The organism is Klebsiella sp. PL-2018 (assembly GCF_019048985.1).
In the GTDB taxonomy this organism is placed as follows: domain Bacteria; phylum Pseudomonadota; class Gammaproteobacteria; order Enterobacterales; family Enterobacteriaceae; genus Klebsiella; species Klebsiella michiganensis.
The window spans coordinates 3674355-3690628 of record NZ_CP077673.1 but is presented as its reverse complement, the minus strand read 5'-3'; the positions used below and the strand labels follow the sequence as shown (position 1 = coordinate 3690628).

The window sequence follows — 16274 nt, the reverse complement described above, 5'->3', positions numbered from 1 at the left end:
ATTTGAATCAACCCGCGCTATCTCTGCGGGTTTTTTTTCGTCCGGCGATGGTCGGCGGGCGGCGACTCCGCCTGCTGTAAATAGTCCTGATACCAGCCGCTGATACGTCGGGTCACCGGATTTTCGTTGAGGTCGAAGCGCCTGCCGTCGAGCCTGTTTACCGGGGTAATACCTGCCAGCGTTCCGGTGACAAAAGCTTCGTCCGCAGTGAAGGCTTCGGCAAGAGTAAAGGATCTTTCCTGCACGCCGAGGCCCTGCTGGCGCGCCAGTGACAAGATAGTGTGGCGGGTAATACCGTTAAAGCAGTACAGGCCGTTTGAGGTCCACAGCTCGCCCTGGCGTACGATAAAAAAGTTGGTGGAATTGCAGCTGGCGACAAACCCATGAGGGTCCAGCATCAGCGCTTCATCTGCGCCGGCGTCCAGCGCCTGCAATAGCGCCTGGATCAAATTCAGGCGGCTGTGGGAATTAAGACGCAAATCGAAAACATCCGGCGCGCTGGTACGATAGGTCGAGGTGAACAGGGCAAGGCCGCGCCGTTTGGCCTGTTCATCCACAACCTTATATTCCGCCACGCAGACGATAGTGGCGCCGCCGAGGATAAAGCGCGGGTCCTGATTTGGCGTGCGCTTTTTGCCGCGGGTGATCATGAGCCGCAGATAGGCGCCGTCCGTCATACCGTTGATCTTCAGCGTGCTGTACATAATATCGGTTAGCTCCTCACGACTATGGCCGATATTGAGCTGGATAGCGGCCGCCCCGGCAAACAGGCGATCGAGATGCGCCTGAAGGGCGATCAGCTTGCCGTTCACCAGCCGCAGCCCCTCCCAGACCCCGTCGCCGCAGACGTAGCCGGAATCGAAAACGGAAACCGTGGCGCGATCGCGGTGAACGAATTCGCCGTTGACGTACACCTGCACATTGTCGTTGCGCGTATCCTGCAGGTACGCCTGACTGCTTTGAGCGGAGAGAGCTAAACTCATCATGTTTCCTTGCGGTTAAAATGCCCGTTCAGCGAAACGGGAAAGGAAGGCCTGGGTGCGCGGTTGGCGCGGATGGCGCAGCACCTCTTCCGGGGTGCCCATTTCATGAATCACGCCGTTTTCGATAAAAATCACCCGATCGGCGAAATGCCAGGCAAAGCCCAGCTCATGAGTGACCAGCAGCAGCGTCCGCCCCTCATCTGCCAGTTCACGGATGGTATGCAGCACTTCCCCCACGAGTTCAGGGTCGAGGGACGAGGTGGGCTCATCGAATAATATTATCTCTGGCGCCATTGCCAGGGCGCGAGCAATAGCGACGCGCTGCTGTTGACCGCCGGACAGGCTGCCGGGCCAGGCCTGGTGCTTATGGCCGAGCCCCACTTTTTCCAGCTGCGCGTGGGCAATGCGCATCGCCTCTTCGCGACGCATCTTTTTCACCGATATCAGGGCTTCGCTGACATTTTGCAGCACCGTCAGATGCGGGAAGAGATTAAATTGCTGAAACACCATCCCCACGCGCTGGCGAACATCGCTCAGCTGTTTTTCGCTATAGCGCCGCTGACCGCGGCTGTCGATTTTACCGAGGGTAACGCCGTCCAGTTCTACGGTGCCAGCGCTGGGTATTTCCATAAAGTTCAGACAGCGCAGCAGGGTGCTCTTACCCGAGCCGCTGCCGCCAATGATGGCGATTTTCTCACCGGCATAGATATCTAAATCGATGCCCTGTAACACGCTTTGCGCACCAAAGCGTTTGTGCAGGGCGCGTATCCGCATGACGACTTTTTTCTCTGACATGGCCTTTCTCATCATATTAAGGATGTGGACGGTAGCGGCGCTCCAGACGTGCCGCCAGGTAACTTCCGGGCCAGATCAGCACAAAATAGAGCAGGGCGACGACGGTGAAAATCTCCACCGGGCGATACCAGGTACTGCTTAGCAGCCTGCCCTGATACATCAGTTCGTTAACCGTGAGAATCGAGGCGAGGGAGGTCACCTTCGCCAGTTCAATCATGCGGTTTGTCAGGGCTGGCAACATACGGCGAAATACCTGCGGCAGGATAATACGCCGCAGCATCACGCCCGGCGGCATGCCTAAGGCTTTTGCCCCTTCCCACTGCCCGCGTTCGATGGACTGTAGCCCGGCGCGAAAAATCTCGGTGCTGTAGGCGGCGGTGTACAGGGTTAACGCCAGCGCGGCGGCGCCAAAAGTGGAAAACTGAATGCCCACCAGCACCGGAAAGGCATAGTAGAACCAGATGAGCTGGATAAGCACCGGCGTATTGCGGAACACCTCGACAAAGGCGCTGGTAAGGGGATAAAAATAGCGCGGCCCGCGGGCACGGACGACGCCAACGGCAAGCCCGATCAGCGTGCCGACAATTCCCGCCAGCAGCCATAGCTCCAGCGTAACGCCCAGTCCCTTCAGCAGTACCGGCAAGTTTTGCCAGACAAGGGAAAAGTCCCACTGATAATGCATGGTTGTTCTCTCGTTAACGTGAGTCGGAGACGGCAAGGCGTCGTTCAAGCAGCTGGCTGCCCTGGCTGATAATCAGCAGCAGGGTGAAGTACATCACCGCAATAAGCGAATACACTTCCAGGGGCCGGTAAGTCTGACTGTTGATTTGCATCGCCTGATACAGCAGCTCGCTGTACGCCAGAGACGAAGCAAGGGCGGTGGATTTGAGCAGTTCGAAAGAACGCTCAAGGAAAGGAGGAATCATTCTGCGCAGCGCCTGAGGGAAAATGACCCGGCGGAGCGCGGTGGCGCGCGACATGCCCAACGCCTTCGCGCCTTCCCATTGTCCGGCGCCGATCGACTGGATGCCGCCGCGGTAAACTTCGGCATAAAACGCGGCCGACTGGGCGGAGAGCGCCAGTACCGCGGCAGCAAACGGCGAGAGCGTCAGCGGGCTGACGACTGGCAGAGCGTAGTAGATCCAGAAGAAGTGGACGATAGCGGGAGTATTACGATAAAAGCCGATCAGTATCAGCGCCGGAAGACGGAAGAACGTTAGCGGCGAGGCCTTCATCAACGCCAGCGCAATGCCGGCCAGCATGCCGAATAAAATACTGGTGACGCCGATCTGAATGGTACCCCACAGCCCCTCCAGCAACAGCATGCGATATGGCCAGATGGCGGCAAAATCCCATTGATACGACATAGTTCTGGAACCCCTGAAAAACGCAAAACGATGGTGATGGTTTTAGAACGACATCATCTTAGCAGTAGCGAAATGTGATAATTAAATAATAAAAACCATTGCTATTATCTCTTTTGGTTATAAATATTTACGCGAGAAAGCAATGCCAAACTCTGATTCCTTAACCGCTACGCTGGCGCGTTTTGCCGGCGAACTCACCCCGTCTGCGATATCGGCGTCGGTGAAAGCCAGGATCGCTCTGCATTTTATTGATAGCCTGGGCTGCGGCGTTGCCGGCTGCGAAGACAGCGTGCTGCGGAAAAGCGCGCGGGTTATTCGTAGCCAGTACGCGACCGGCAAAAGCGCGGTGCTCGACGGTGGAACTCCGCTCTCCGCCAGCGGCGCCGCGTTCCTCAACGCCGCTGCGATAAACGCGCTGGATTATGACGATGGTTTTGAAGTCGCCGGGCGGGGGATGGGGCATCCCGGCGCCACGCTGGTGGCCGGGGCGCTGGCCGCGGTGGGCCAGGGCGGGCCGGTCAGCGGCGGGGCGTTGCTGACCTCTCTGGTGGCGGCCTGGGAAATCAACAGCCGCGTGATTATCTCTCAGCAGCCGAGTCCTGAACGGTTTCAACAAGTGTACGGCGTGTGCCAGCACGAATCGCTGGGGGCGGCGGTGGCGTATGGTTTACTGCGCGGTTGCGATGCCGCGGGGCTGGAAAATAGCCTGGGACTGGCCGCCTCGTTAACCCCTTTGCCCACGTTGCATAAATACAACTGGCAGGCGCGTCCACTGGTTTCGTTTAAGGATTACAACGCGCCGGCGACAGAGGCCGGCGTACGCGCGGTGGAGCTACACCTCGCGGGGATAGTGGGGCCGCGCGAGATACTCGATGGTGAACAGGGATTCTGGCGGATGTCAGGCTCCGACCGTTTTCAGCCAGAACGGCTGACGGAGCATCTGGCGACGCACTGGCAGCTCAGGCACGCCAGTTTCAAAGACTATCCGGTATGCCGCTGGATGCATACGGCGCTGGCGTCGTTTGAGCGTCTGCTGGACCGTATTCCGTCGCCAGAGTCGATTGAGCGGATTCGCGTTTACGGTAGTTCTACCCTGGCGCGTTTTTTCGCCGACGCGCGTCCCGTCAGCAATACCGATGCGCAGTTCAGTCTGCCGCTGGCGATAGCCTGCCTGGCGTTTAAAATCGCGCGTCATCAGTGGAGCAGCGATCGGACGCGCGGCGCGGCGCCACTCCTTGCCTTCGCTGACCGGGTTGAAATCATCGCCGATGAGACCTTTGAACAGCTGATGCTGCAGCATCGCCGTCCCGCCGCGCGCGTGGACATTGTGGTAAAGGGAAGGACGATCGCCGGAGAGCGTATCGACTTCCCGCCGGGGTGTGCAGAAAATCCGCTGCCGGAACAGCGGATCGTGGATAAATGCGTGGCCAACCTATCATCACGCCTCAGCGCGCCGCGGGCAGCGCGGCTGATTGACGCTCTGCTGGATATGGAACGCTGCGCGGACATTGGCGCGGCAATCTCGCCGCTTCTGTCCGCGCCAGGAGAGTAGTCGCTTATTTCCACTCTTCTTTAATCACCGAGGGCACTTTGCTGATATCCACACCGCGTAGCTTAAGGGCGTCTTCATAAAACTGTTTGCTCTGTCCCGACTGGTAAATTTTGGCAAACTCTTCATTCAGAAAGTTGCGGAAGCGGGGATCGCTCTCTTTGCGCAGCGCGCCGCCGGTGCTGATGGCAATAATCGGTTTTGGCAGAATCAGGTTGCCTTTGTGCACTTTTGCCTGCTGCAGAGCCAGCGCCGGGTGGACGTACGAGAGGGCGTCGACGCGTCCGGCGTAGAAGGCTGCGACGCCTTCATCCATATTGGTAAAGCGCACCAGCTGCACTTTGGGTAATTTTTTGGTCAGTATCAGGTCCGGGCTGCTGCCGAGCGTGACGCCAATCTTAATATCCGGGCGATTGAGATCTTCCCAGCTCTCGGCCTTCACGCCGTCGCGGATCAGGACCCCCTGCGCATACCAGAGGAAAGGCTGGTCGGAAAAGTCGGCGGCTTTGCGGCGTTCATCGGTGGGGTCCAGCACCAGCATGGTATCAATCTGCCCGGCCTGCAGCGCGGCGACCGCATTTCCCCAGGTGGTCTCCACCGGCACCAGTTTTACGCCTAAATCTTTTGCCAGTACTTTACCCACGTTATAGCCAATGCCGTTCCACTGACCGGTGGCTGGATCTTTGAAATACCACGGTTCTCCCTGCGCGACGCCGATGCGCAGTTCGCCCGATTGCTTAATATGATCCCAGGTGGACTCTTCGGCATGGCTGAAAAAAGGCGCGGCGGCGATCGCCAGCGACAACAGCAATTTATGAATTTTTGTTGGCATATTTTTACCCTGATGAGAAAGTCATTTCTGAAAAACAACGTATTACGCGAACACGATAACGGAGTTTGTTATCAGTGCATTATTATTTTTTGGTTTAACTCATGCCCGAATGTTATTTGCTGATACCTAACCGGTTTCGCTTAAATTACGGCGCGTTGCACATATTATTCATAACTTAATGCGCTATTGTTCTAAGGTGCTTTATTTCCGTCGCCGAATATAAAAATTCCGATCTGGTGGGAGTCATAGTTTGCCGGGACGTTAAAAATATCACTTCTGACAGCCAGGCTTATAAAAGAGCGACAATAATTGCCAGACGAGCGCGTCCCCGGCCTGAAAATGATATCGCCGCGTCCCTCACGCAGCGTCAGGCGCTAGAGTGCCGAAGATAAAAGCGGCTCTACCGGGTAAATTTCCCTATCCACGGGCTGCTTGTATCCTGTGACCAGAGTTGTAATAGCATCTCTCTGAACTTTTCCGCTGCAGGGCTCAGCGCCGTTTCTCTGCGCAGCACGAGACCGAGCGTGCGGCGAATAACCGGCTCAACGAGCGGACGGCTGACAAGAATGTGATGCTCATCGGTCGGCATGGCCAGACTGGGAACCACCGCCACGCCAAGCCCTGCCTCTACCATACCCAGCGACGTCGACAGATGCCTGACTTCATAGAACCAGTTGGGCTTCCAGTCCATATTCTCCAGCGCTTGATCGATCAGCGAGCGGTTACCGCTTGAACGTCTAACGCCAATAAGCCTGAAGTTGGCCAGGTCTTCCCACAAGATCAGCGATTTCTGCGCCAGTTCGTGGTCCCGTCGGCAGGCTAATACGAAAGGTTCATTGACCAGCGGCGAGAAATCGATATTGGGATGTGTGATGTTTATCATGTTTATGCCGAAATCTGCGTCACCGTTTAAGACGGCTTCAAGACAATCGCTGGCGCTATGCTCGAGGATGCGGATACGGATATTGGGGTAGTGATTGTTATAGTCCCTGATGACCGAAGGGAGGAAATAGAACGCCGCGGTGGGGAGACAGGACAGGGTGACAACGCCGCTTTGATGGGTGGCCATTTCTTTAATACTCAGGATCGAGCTTTCATAAAAATCTATTAAATTCTTTGCCTTAGGTAAAAACTCTCTGCCTACAGCCGTGAGTTTAATGTTTCTGGTTGTCCGTTCAAATAGCGTAGCTCCCAGCTGCTCTTCAAGTTTTTTAATCCGGCGGGTTAACGCCGGTTGGGATGTGTGAAGAAAATGTGATGCTCTTGTGAAACATCCAATTTCTGCAATTTTAACAAACGCTTGTATACCTTGAAGATCGTGCAGCATGAGATTTCACTCCAGACTTTATCGCGATGCAAACACACTAACCTAACCGCTATTTATACGCAAAACGTATTAATCGATGGTTTTATTGGCATTAGAATTATGTATTCGTCTGTGGAATCCTGACATTGCTCTTATCAATGCGTGAAACGAGAAACATAATGTTAAAGATTCCTTGTGTACTGATGCGTGGCGGTACTTCGAAAGGCCCGGTGCTTCTGGCCAGTGATTTACCGACAAAAATTGAAGAACGCGATGCTGTGCTGCTGGGCTTAATGGGCGCGGGTCACGAACTTGAAATTGATGGTATTGGCGGCGGCAGCCCCCAAACCAGTAAAGTCGCGATTGTTAGCCCCTCGGACAGTCCGGATGCTGACGTCGACTATTTATTTGTTCAGGTGATGGTCAACGAGCGCCGCGTCGATACCACGCCTAACTGCGGTAATATGCTCTGTGCCGTAGGGCCCTTCGCGATTGAAAAAGGCCTGGTTAAGGCGCAAAGTCCGGTGACGACAGTGCGGATCCGCAACCTGAATACCGGTACGCTGGTTGATGCGGAAGTACAAACGCCGAATTTTTATGTCAACTATGAAGGCGATACGCACATTGATGGCGTTCCCGGCTGCGCTGCGCCGATTGGCCTGACTTTCCTTAACTCCGCCGGATGCAAGACGGGAAAGCTGCTGCCAACCGGTAACATCGTCGATGTGATTGATGATGTGGAAGTCACCTGCATTGATATGGCGATGCCGATGGTGCTGATTAGGGCAGAGCGGATGGGCAAAACGGGAGACGAATCACCGGCCGACCTCGATGCCGATCGCGCGTTTATGAATAAGCTGGAAACGATCCGGCGCAAGGCAGGTGCGAAAATGGGGCTGGGCGATGTCGCCGATAAAGTGATCCCTAAACCGGTTCTGCTGAGCGCGCCCGGCGCAGGCGGGACCATCAGAGTTCGTTATTTTATGCCTCATACCTGCCATAAATCACTGGCTATTACGGGCTCTATCGGCATATCCACGGCCACGATAATTGAAGGATCGGTGGCCCATCACATTGTGGCCGACCAGCCGAGGACGCCGTATACCAATATTATTAATATTGAACATCCGAGCGGAAAAATTTCCGTATCTTTACTCAAAGAGGGAGATGATATTGAGAAAACGCGTGCCGCAGTGATTAGAACCTCCCGTAAATTATTTGAAGGCACGGTTTGCGTCCCGGAATATGTTTTAGCGGAGGAATTATAAATATTTTATATCATTAATGCGGTGCAATACTGATGTCCTCTCGCGTGTAGTTGCTACATAACTCTGTACCTAAAAAAATAATGTCGAGGATTTTATGGCTATAACCCATACGAAAGATAATCAGCTTAATTCTGCTCCCGTCAAGGTCAGTAATTATATTCGGATCATCCTGGCCCTGGCGCTATCCGGCCTTGCAGAATTAGCCTCACTCTTTTTTATTCAACCTCTGTTACCCGTTCTCGCCGTCGAATATGATGTGCCGGTGAGTCAGGTGAGTATCATTCTCTCCGCAGAAACGGCGCTTCTGGCTATCGGTTTATTATTCACCGGAACGCTGTCCGATCATTACGGCAGAAAAAAATTAATTATCGTTTCGCTGCTACTTGGCGGACTGCTGACGATGCTCTGTCCTCTGGTCGAATCATGGGCGATGCTGGTGGCCCTGCGTGCGGTTATTGGCCTGGCGCTCAGCGGTATCGCTGCTGCCGCAACCGCCTATATCAGCGAGGAGGTCGCGCCGGTGGTGGCGGGGGTGGTCACCGGATACTTCGTTTTTGGTAACTCGATGGGAGGGATGTCCGGGCGCATTGTGGCCAGCCAGCTGATCGACCATATCTCAATAAATACCATTTTCTATGGTTTTGCGATCAGCCTGATTTTGGTGGCTTTGCTGGTTTACTTTTTACTCCCGGCGTCTCAGAACTTTAAGCCAACGCAAAACCTCAACGTTCTTCGCGTGGTGAAAGGCGCGGCATCTCACTTTAAAAATAAAAAGCTGGCGTTAGCCTTTGTGATTAGCTTCATCATCTTTGGGGTATTCACCTCTCTCTATAACTACCTGGCTTTCTTCCTGAAAGGCGAACCCTTTCATATTTCTCCGGCGAATGCGGGCCTGCTCTCCTTTAGCTTTGCCTTAAGCTTTTTCACCGCCCCTCAGGCGGGACGACTTTCCGCAAAATACGGCAGTATGAGAGTCCTGCGCGCGCTGTTTGTGATGATGGCGCTGGGAATGCTGCTGACTTTAACGTCTAACGTCGTCACCTTTATTATCGGCGCGGTCATTTTTACCGGTTGTTTCTTTGGTTGTCACTCCATTGGCTTAAGCTGGGTAAGTAAAAATGCAACGCATGCACGTGGCCAGGCCGTCGCGCTGTATCTGTTCTTCTACTACATGGGCGGCTCAGTGATTGGTTTCGTGAACGGCTTTGTTTTCCACTCTATGGGCTGGCAGGGGATGACGGGATTCATTATTGCGCTACTGGCCGTGGGGGCGGTGGTTGCAACGTATTTGTCTTCCAGCGAAACAAAAGCCATGGTTCCGGTTGAGTCTTAAACCCTTCGTGGCGAAGTGAATGACTCACGTCATCTCCAGTGGCGTGAGTAAAGAAATTCAATGTTAGTAAGGTGTCATCATGAAATTAGCAAGCTATGTTCATCATGGTCGTAAGAGTTATGGAATATTGACGGATACAGGCATTATTGACCTGGGTAGCAAGATTGGTCATCAATATCGTACGCTGAAGGACTTACTGCAGTGGGGTGCTATTGATATCGCCGGCCAATATGTTAATTATCCGGTCGATGTCATGATGGCTGATATTACTTTTTTACCGGTCATTGAAAATCCAGGGAAAATTTTCTGCGTCGGTATGAACTATGCGGAAAAAAGAAAAGAGTTTTCTGAAACCAGCGATGCGCCGACCCTCTTTATTCGTTTTCCTGACTCGCAAACCGGTCATGCAACGCCGATATTAAAACCCGCGCTATCCAATGAATTTGATTATGAAGGTGAGCTGGCCGTTATTATTGGCAAACCGGGTATGAATATCGATACTGACGCTGCCCTGAGCCATGTTGCAGGCTATAGCTGCTATATGGATGGATCGGTGCGCGACTGGCAGCATGCCTGGTTTACCGCCGGGAAAAACTGGCGGCAGACCGGCGCGTTTGGTCCCTGCCTGACAACCGTTGATGAAATACCCGATCCCCACCGCTTGTCTATTCAAACCTATTTGAACGGCATTATGGTTCAGAATGATTCGACGAGCAGTATGATCCATAAAGTTGCCGATCTGATTAGCTATATCAGTACTTTTACGGCGCTCAGCGCCGGCGATGTCATTATTACCGGCTCCCCTGGCGGCGTCGGTAAAAAAAGAACGCCCCCACTCTTTATGCACGAAGGCGATCGGGTCGAGGTGGTAATTGAAAATATTGGGCATCTCATGAATACGATTGTCGAATCAAAACCGCAGCACGAATTGCAGATGTCGTCGTCTCCGCGGGCTCAGACAAGATTATTTGACGCTCATTAAGGTATGGGTAGGAGAAACAAGATGTACACCGACCAAACGCTAGAATTCGAGAAAGTGGAAACTAGCAACGGTACCTTCAGAGACGAAATTATTCTCTTTCTGAAGAACAATGGATTAGGCATCGACGGCGACATTGAGCAATTTGTTGTCGCGCGCTGCCAGCGGCAGCTGGTTGCCTGCGCCGGGCTTGCGGGGAATACATTAAAATGCATTGCGGTTGCCAGAGAGTGGCGCGGGACGGCGCTAGGCCTGAAGATCATTCATGAAGCGGAGCTGCAGGCTGTTCAGAACGGCGAACATCAGCTTTTTCTCCTGACGTGTCCGGATAATGTGCGGTCGTTCCAGGGATGCGGATTTTATCCTTTGGTCACCCTCGATAACAGGGCGACGCTGATGGAGAATTCGCCGGTTGGCATCCATCGCTACTGCCGCCAACTGCGGGGCCAGCATTTGGTGATGGCCGGAAATATCGGCGGGATTGTGATGAATGCAAATCCCTTTACGTTAGGGCACCAGTATCTGATTGAGCAGGCTGCAAAAGCGTGCGACTGGCTGCATGTCTTTGTCGTTGAGGAAGATCTGTCCACGTTTTCCTTTCGGCAACGGTTTGCCATGGTTCAGGAGGGGTCACGGCATCTGCCTAATATTACGGTCCATCCTGGCTCAAAATATATTATTTCTCGAGGAACATTCCCCGGTTACTTTCTCAAAGAAAAACAAATTATTAACGAGGTGTATGCCGCAATCGATTTGCTTATGTTCCGCCGTTACATTGCACCGGCTTTAAATATTAATCAGCGCTTTGTTGGTACTGAACCCTTCTGTAAGGTGACCGCGCAATATAATGACGCAATGCATCACTGGCTGGAGGATGAGATGACAATACCTGCCGCCAGTATCAAGGTGAATGAGATTCAGCGGATGACCGATATGAATAATCTTCCCATCTCCGCCTCTGCGGTCAGGAAATTGTTAAGTCACGAAGATATGCACACCGTTAAAAGTATGGTGCCTGCAACTACGATACCTTATTTATATAAATGGTTATCAGCGAATCAATCTAAGCAGCCCGATTTGGATATGGTTGATGCTTAATATATCATTGTTCAGGATATTTATATGAAAATATTACATGCGGCAATCGCCGGGACGCTGGAATCCAGCGACCTGGTTGTCAAAGTCAGCCCCTACGATGATAGGCTCGATATTACTATCAACAGCGAAGTGTACAAACAATTTGGTGAGCAGATTACGGCAGTGGTCAATGAAACACTTTCCGCATTAAACGTTACGCAGGGGCAAATTATTGTTGAGGATAAGGGCGCGCTGGACTGCGTTATCCGCGCCAGAATGCAGGCGGCGATTTTACGGGGAACGGCCAGCAGCGAAATTGTGTGGGAAAAATTATGATGAAAAAATTACGCCGTAGCATGCTTTTTTTACCGGGTTCAAGCGCCGCTATGCTTTCAACAGCCTTTATTTATAAACCCGATTCAATCATGTTTGACCTGGAAGATGCGGTCTCGTTGAAAGAGAAAGACAGCGCGCGGCTGCTGGTGTTCCATGCGCTACAGCATCCTATGTATAAAGATATTGAAACCGTTGTCAGGATTAATCCGCTGAATACGCCATTTGGCTTAAAAGACCTGGAAGCGGCGGTGCGCGCCGGCGTCGATGTTATCCGTTTACCCAAAACCGATACGCCGGAAGATATTTACCAGCTTGAGCGTGAAATTGTGCGTATTGAAGAGAGCTGCGGCCGCCCGGTGGGCTCTACGCAGCTGATGGCGGCGATTGAATCGGCGGTGGGGGTCATTAATGCCGTCGCTATCGCCAGGTCCTCTCAACGCCTGATGGGGATTGCGCTGGCGGCGTTTGATTACGTCATGGATATGCAAACGGAACGCGGCGACGGTACCGAGCTGTTTTACGCGCGCTGCGCGGTATTACATGCGGCCCGCGGGGCAGGTATTGATGCGTTTGACGTGGTCTATGCCGATATTAATGACGAGGCCGGCTTTTTGAAAGAAGTGGATTTGATTAAACGTATGGGCTTTAACGGTAAGTCGCTTATTAATCCGCGGCAGATAGAGATCTTACATAATGCCTATGCCCCCACTCAGGAAGAAGTTGATTACGCGGAGCGTGTTATTGCCGCGGCCGAAGAAGGGGAGCGTAGCGGACTTGGGGTGATTTCACTGAACGGCAAAATGATTGACGCGCCGATCATCAACCATGCCCGGGTGGTTATTGAACGTAAAAATGCCTCCGGCATCCGGCAATAATCTCCATTCAGTCACCAGCAACAGGATTTAACTATGAATCAATTAACCGAAGCCCTTCATAATATATCCGGCGCCCAGCACCAGTATGAGGTATTTTCCGGCGCAAATACCCATACGCCCTATCTTGCGGATACCCGGCAAAAATATCAGCGCAAACTTTTTGACACGCTGGATGAAGTTTTATCGCGCTGCGATTTACGCGATGGGATGACCGTTTCATTTCATCACGCCTTCCGCGAGGGTGATCAAGTGATTAACTACGTTATGGCCAGGCTGGCGGAAAAAGGCCTGCGAGGGCTGACGCTGGCGTCAAGTTCCCTGATGACCTGCAACGCGCCGCTGATCGAGCATATTAAACACGGCGTTATTAGCAAAATCTATACCTCCGGGATGCGCGGTGAATTAGCGGATGCGATTTCACACGGCCTGATGGAGGAGCCGGTACAGATCCACTCGCACGGCGGCAGGGTCAATCTGATTGAAAAGGGTGAAATTAATATTGATGTCGCGTTCCTGGCGGTCTCCTGCTGCGACGAATATGGCAATGCCAGCGGCAGCGGCGGCAAATCCCGATGCGGCTCGCTTGGCTACGCGATGGTCGATGCAAAATATGCCCGCAAGGTGGTTTTGCTGACGGAAAGCATTGAGCCGTTTCCGTATATGCCGGCCAGCATTATTCAGGATCAGGTTGATTATATTGTCAAAATCGACAGCGTAGGCGACCCGGCGAAAATCAGCGTTGGCGCCGCGCGCGTGACCAGCAATCCGCGAGAGCTGATGATCGCGCGGTCTGCTGCGGACGTCATTGAGCATTCCGGTTATTTTCGCGATGGCTTTTCTCTGCAAACGGGATCGGGCGCGGCGTCCACCGCCTGTACGCGATTCCTGGAATCCCGCATGAGGAAACACAATATCGTCGCCAGCTTTGCCTTAGGCGGCATTACCGGCAGCATTGTCGATCTGCATGAAAAGGGGCTGATTACTAAGCTGCTGGATACACAAAGTTTTGATGGCGCGGCGGGGGAGTCGCTGGCGAAAAATCCGCACCACGTTGAAATCTCGACCAGCGTTTACGCCAACCCGGCGGCGAAAGCCGCCTGCTGCGACCGCGTAGACATCGTCATCTTAAGCGCCCTGGAAATTGATACGGATTTTAACGTCAACGTACTGACCGGCTCCGACGGCGTGATGCGCGGGGCATCGGGCGGACATTGCGATGTCGCGGCGGCGGCAAATTTAACTATCGTGGTCGCGCCCCTGATCCGCAGCCGCATTCCCACCGTCGTCAGGCACGTCACGACCCGCGTAACGCCGGGAGAGAGCATTGACGTGCTCGTCACCGACCACGGCATTGCCGTGAATCCTGCCCGTCCGGAAGTCAAAGAGAGGCTGACGGCGGCCGGTTTGCCGGTCGTTGACATCGAAGCGCTTTATCAGACATCGCTGGTGATTTCTGGCGAGCCCAAACCTATTGAGTTTACCTCGCGCATTGTCGGCGTCGTGCGTTATCGCGATGGCAGCGTCATTGACGTGGTAAGGCAGGTGAAAGAATGATCGGCGAAACAACAAACGCTTCCTGCGCCCCTCTCACCCTTGAGGAAGTCCTCAAAGCCAGAGAAGCGCGCGCGAGTGTACAACAGGCGTGGCTGCGCCGCTTCGAACAACCGATGGTATCCACCACGCTCGTCTGGCCCGGAGAGGTAAAAGATACGCCGCTTGCCCGGCAGGTTATGGCGGAGGCGACGGACGCGTTCAGCCAGCTGCTGCGGAAACATCGCTGGGGCGTTTCCAGACACGACGTTCGTTTTCAGCCCACCGGGCCCGAAGCGTTCTGGTCCGTAGCGGCGCCAGCCTGGATGATCAAGCACGTGACGGCGCATCTTGAAGATCATCATCCTCTCGGGCGTCTGTGGGATATCGATGTTTTTTGTCCCACATCCGGATTAATTAAGCGCAGCGCGATCCGACAGCCGATGCGCAAATGCTTCATTTGCAATGAGGCTGCCCACGTATGTTCCCGTATGCGCCGTCATTCTCAGAATGAACTTGCGCAAGTGATTGAGGATTTAGCCTATGACTATTTTCGCGGTCAACGCTGAACGGGCTGAGCAACGGGAAAGCATCGCCTGGCTGGCTGCCGAGGCGATGTATCGGGAAGTGAGATTAACGCCAAAGCCCGGGCTGGTTGATGGCGAGAACAATGGTGCGCATCGTGATATGAACATCGCCCTGTTTATGGCCAGTATTCGCGCCGTCTCGCCCTGGTTTCCGCGCTTTTTTGCGCAGGGAAAGGCGACGGCGGATTTGCCTGCCCCGCAGACGCTATTGGCGATAAGGCCCACAGGACTGGCCTGCGAACAGGCGATGTTTAACGCCACGGGGGGAGTAAACACCCACAAAGGCGGCATTTTTTCCCTCGGCCTGCTGTGCGCCGCCGCTGGGCGTCTTGTTAAGCGCAACCAGATGCTTAGCCAGCGCAATCTGTGCGAGGAAACCCGCGCGATGTGCGCGGGCCTGGTTAGCCAGGAACTGAAAAGAAAGGGCCTCGCTAAAACCAAAGGCGAGCATATTTTTCAGCGCTTCGGGTTTAGCGGCGCGCGAGGTGAGGCTGAGAACGGCTTTTATACCGTCAGGCAGTTCGGGCTGCCGCAGTGGCAGAAAGCGCGGCGGGAGGGGTTATCTGAGCAGGATGCGCTGCTCAGGATGCTGCTGGCCCTGATGGCCTTCAACCCCGATACCAATGTGGTGTCCCGGGGCGGGCTGAGCGGCCTGCAGTATGTGCAGCGCTATGCGCAACGCGTTCTGAAGATAGAACACCTGGCGGGTGAAAAGCTCAGAAAAGCGCTGAGACACATGGATAAGGCGTTGATTGACAGAAATATTAGCCCTGGCGGCAGCGCGGATCTCCTTGCCGTTGGCTGGGTACTTTCCCATTACCCGGCCTGACGGGCGGTACTGAACGTGGAGAGGAAGGCTTTATGACTACCCAACGTCTGGAACAGCTCAGCGAGAAGTTGACGATTATTCTGGTACCGGGCCTGCGAGACAGCGATGAGCATCACTGGCAAAGCTGTTGGAGTCGTCGTTTTCCTTTTTGGAAGCGGATAAGCCAGCGGAACTGGCTGGAGCCGGATATCGATGCCTGGGTATCCGCTATCCGTCGGGAGCTGGCTACCTGTCAGCGGCCGGCCGTGCTGGTCGGCCACAGCTTTGGGGCGCTCGCCGCATGTCGCCTGATTCAGACGCAAAAGGTGAACATCGCGGGTATCGTCATGGTTGCGCCTGCGGAGCCATCGCTCTTCGAACTGGACGAGGCGGTACTTCCCGAGAGGCTGCGGGTGCCCAGCCTCCTGTTTGCCAGCCGAAACGATCCGTTAATGACCTTTAAGCGAGCGCAGTACTGGGCGCAATGCTGGGGAGGGCGGTTAATCGATCTGGGTGACGCCGGGCATATTAATGCTGAGTCCGGATTCGGGGATTGGAATTATGGTCTGGAGCAGTTAGCAGAATTTTGTGAAGGCTTACCGCAATTTATTAAAAGTTAATTTTACCAACCGAATATCGCTATTACATA

General features: G+C 53.8%; 17 protein-coding genes. 11 read left to right on the top strand and 6 right to left on the bottom strand.

The genetic code is table 11. From position 1 onward, the window contains the following. Nucleotides 1-17 precede the first annotated feature (17 nt). From MKleb_RS17215 to MKleb_RS17200, 4 genes are read right to left on the bottom strand one after another with little or no spacing between them, the layout of a single operon-like run. Nucleotides 18-983: an aminotransferase class IV gene (locus tag MKleb_RS17215; RefSeq protein WP_025106196.1), complete on the bottom strand. Its 966-nt coding sequence runs from the start codon at nt 981-983 to the stop codon at nt 18-20. A gap of 15 nt (nt 984-998) precedes the next feature. Beyond that, nucleotides 999-1778 (bottom strand): amino acid ABC transporter ATP-binding protein, encoded by a 780-nt coding sequence (locus MKleb_RS17210; protein ID WP_014228719.1) that lies wholly within the window; start codon nt 1776-1778, stop codon nt 999-1001. A gap of 16 nt (nt 1779-1794) precedes the next feature. Further along, complete coding sequence (locus MKleb_RS17205; protein ID WP_014228720.1) at nt 1795-2460, bottom strand: amino acid ABC transporter permease; 666 nt, start codon at nt 2458-2460, stop codon at nt 1795-1797. Between the two features lie 13 nt (nt 2461-2473). Then, the gene (locus MKleb_RS17200) at nt 2474-3145 is read right to left on the bottom strand and encodes an amino acid ABC transporter permease (RefSeq protein ID WP_025106197.1); all 672 of its coding nucleotides are present in this window, start codon (nt 3143-3145) and stop codon (nt 2474-2476) included. Between the two features lie 142 nt (nt 3146-3287). On the opposite strand from MKleb_RS17200, the gene MKleb_RS17195 reads away from it, so the two are divergent. Further along, nucleotides 3288-4697 carry an MmgE/PrpD family protein gene (locus tag MKleb_RS17195; protein ID WP_217076025.1) on the top strand — a complete coding sequence of 470 codons (1410 nt, stop codon included), beginning with the start codon at nt 3288-3290 and terminating at the stop codon, nt 4695-4697. Nucleotides 4698-4701: 4 nt separating this feature from the next. On the opposite strand, the gene MKleb_RS17190 is transcribed toward MKleb_RS17195, so the two are convergent. Beyond that, on the bottom strand, nt 4702-5526 hold the full coding sequence (locus MKleb_RS17190) for a transporter substrate-binding domain-containing protein (RefSeq protein WP_024359628.1): 825 nt from the start codon (nt 5524-5526) through the stop codon (nt 4702-4704). 400 nt (nt 5527-5926) lie between these two features. Continuing rightward, nucleotides 5927-6853 carry a LysR family transcriptional regulator gene (locus MKleb_RS17185; protein ID WP_004131117.1) on the bottom strand — a complete coding sequence of 309 codons (927 nt, stop codon included), beginning with the start codon at nt 6851-6853 and terminating at the stop codon, nt 5927-5929. Nucleotides 6854-7011: 158 nt separating this feature from the next. On the opposite strand from MKleb_RS17185, the gene MKleb_RS17180 reads away from it, so the two are divergent. From MKleb_RS17180 to MKleb_RS17135, 10 genes are all read left to right on the top strand, one after another. After that, complete coding sequence (locus MKleb_RS17180) at nt 7012-8100, top strand: 4-oxalomesaconate tautomerase (protein ID WP_033836551.1); 1089 nt, start codon at nt 7012-7014, stop codon at nt 8098-8100. 94 nt (nt 8101-8194) lie between these two features. Continuing rightward, a complete protein-coding gene (locus MKleb_RS17175) occupies nt 8195-9433 on the top strand; it encodes an MFS transporter (RefSeq protein ID WP_004849622.1) in 1239 nt (412 codons plus the stop codon). Between the two features lie 79 nt (nt 9434-9512). Beyond that, nucleotides 9513-10415 (top strand): fumarylacetoacetate hydrolase family protein, encoded by a 903-nt coding sequence (locus tag MKleb_RS17170; protein ID WP_048263141.1) that lies wholly within the window; start codon nt 9513-9515, stop codon nt 10413-10415. Between the two features lie 21 nt (nt 10416-10436). Continuing rightward, nucleotides 10437-11510, top strand: a complete 1074-nt coding sequence (citC, locus tag MKleb_RS17165) for a [citrate (pro-3S)-lyase] ligase (RefSeq protein WP_025106202.1) — start codon at nt 10437-10439, stop codon at nt 11508-11510. 24 nt (nt 11511-11534) lie between these two features. Next, nucleotides 11535-11825, top strand: a complete 291-nt coding sequence (gene citD / locus MKleb_RS17160) for a citrate lyase acyl carrier protein (RefSeq protein ID WP_025106203.1) — start codon at nt 11535-11537, stop codon at nt 11823-11825. Beyond that, on the top strand, nt 11825-12700 hold the full coding sequence (gene citE, locus MKleb_RS17155; RefSeq protein ID WP_014228729.1) for a citrate (pro-3S)-lyase subunit beta: 876 nt from the start codon (nt 11825-11827) through the stop codon (nt 12698-12700). The genes citD and citE overlap by 1 nt, the downstream gene beginning before the upstream one ends. 33 nt (nt 12701-12733) lie before the next feature. Continuing rightward, nucleotides 12734-14254, top strand: a complete 1521-nt coding sequence (gene citF, locus MKleb_RS17150; RefSeq protein WP_014228730.1) for a citrate lyase subunit alpha — start codon at nt 12734-12736, stop codon at nt 14252-14254. Continuing rightward, the gene (gene citX / locus MKleb_RS17145; protein WP_014228731.1) at nt 14251-14799 is read left to right on the top strand and encodes a citrate lyase holo-[acyl-carrier protein] synthase; all 549 of its coding nucleotides are present in this window, start codon (nt 14251-14253) and stop codon (nt 14797-14799) included. The genes citF and citX overlap by 4 nt, the downstream gene beginning before the upstream one ends. Beyond that, nucleotides 14774-15646, top strand: coding sequence for a triphosphoribosyl-dephospho-CoA synthase CitG (citG, locus tag MKleb_RS17140; RefSeq protein WP_025106204.1), 873 nt, complete (start codon nt 14774-14776; stop codon nt 15644-15646). Before citX ends, citG begins: the two co-directional genes overlap by 26 nt. A 32-nt stretch (nt 15647-15678) precedes the next feature. Beyond that, a complete protein-coding gene (locus MKleb_RS17135) occupies nt 15679-16245 on the top strand; it encodes an RBBP9/YdeN family alpha/beta hydrolase (RefSeq protein ID WP_025106205.1) in 567 nt (188 codons plus the stop codon). The last annotated feature ends 29 nt before the right edge of the window (nt 16246-16274 follow it).

Excerpts from the sequence above, each read along its gene's own strand:
- MKleb_RS17180 (WP_033836551.1), top strand. The coding sequence starts at position 7,012 with ATGTTAAAGATTCCTTGTGTACTGATGCGTGGCGGTACTTCGAAAGGC.
- citF (WP_014228730.1), top strand. The coding sequence starts at position 12,734 with ATGAATCAATTAACCGAAGCCCTTCATAATATATCCGGCGCCCAGCAC.
- MKleb_RS17175 (WP_004849622.1), top strand. The coding sequence starts at position 8,195 with ATGGCTATAACCCATACGAAAGATAATCAGCTTAATTCTGCTCCCGTC.
- citG (WP_025106204.1), top strand. The coding sequence starts at position 14,774 with ATGACTATTTTCGCGGTCAACGCTGAACGGGCTGAGCAACGGGAAAGC.
- MKleb_RS17205 (WP_014228720.1), bottom strand. The coding sequence starts at position 2,460 with ATGCATTATCAGTGGGACTTTTCCCTTGTCTGGCAAAACTTGCCGGTA.
- MKleb_RS17200 (WP_025106197.1), bottom strand. The coding sequence starts at position 3,145 with ATGTCGTATCAATGGGATTTTGCCGCCATCTGGCCATATCGCATGCTG.
- MKleb_RS17215 (WP_025106196.1), bottom strand. The coding sequence starts at position 983 with ATGAGTTTAGCTCTCTCCGCTCAAAGCAGTCAGGCGTACCTGCAGGAT.
- MKleb_RS17210 (WP_014228719.1), bottom strand. The coding sequence starts at position 1,778 with ATGTCAGAGAAAAAAGTCGTCATGCGGATACGCGCCCTGCACAAACGC.
- MKleb_RS17135 (WP_025106205.1), top strand. The coding sequence starts at position 15,679 with ATGACTACCCAACGTCTGGAACAGCTCAGCGAGAAGTTGACGATTATT.
- MKleb_RS17185 (WP_004131117.1), bottom strand. The coding sequence starts at position 6,853 with ATGCTGCACGATCTTCAAGGTATACAAGCGTTTGTTAAAATTGCAGAA.
- citE (WP_014228729.1), top strand. The coding sequence starts at position 11,825 with ATGAAAAAATTACGCCGTAGCATGCTTTTTTTACCGGGTTCAAGCGCC.
- citC (WP_025106202.1), top strand. The coding sequence starts at position 10,437 with ATGTACACCGACCAAACGCTAGAATTCGAGAAAGTGGAAACTAGCAAC.
- MKleb_RS17195 (WP_217076025.1), top strand. The coding sequence starts at position 3,288 with ATGCCAAACTCTGATTCCTTAACCGCTACGCTGGCGCGTTTTGCCGGC.
- MKleb_RS17190 (WP_024359628.1), bottom strand. The coding sequence starts at position 5,526 with ATGCCAACAAAAATTCATAAATTGCTGTTGTCGCTGGCGATCGCCGCC.
- citD (WP_025106203.1), top strand. The coding sequence starts at position 11,535 with ATGAAAATATTACATGCGGCAATCGCCGGGACGCTGGAATCCAGCGAC.
- MKleb_RS17170 (WP_048263141.1), top strand. The coding sequence starts at position 9,513 with ATGAAATTAGCAAGCTATGTTCATCATGGTCGTAAGAGTTATGGAATA.
- citX (WP_014228731.1), top strand. The coding sequence starts at position 14,251 with ATGATCGGCGAAACAACAAACGCTTCCTGCGCCCCTCTCACCCTTGAG.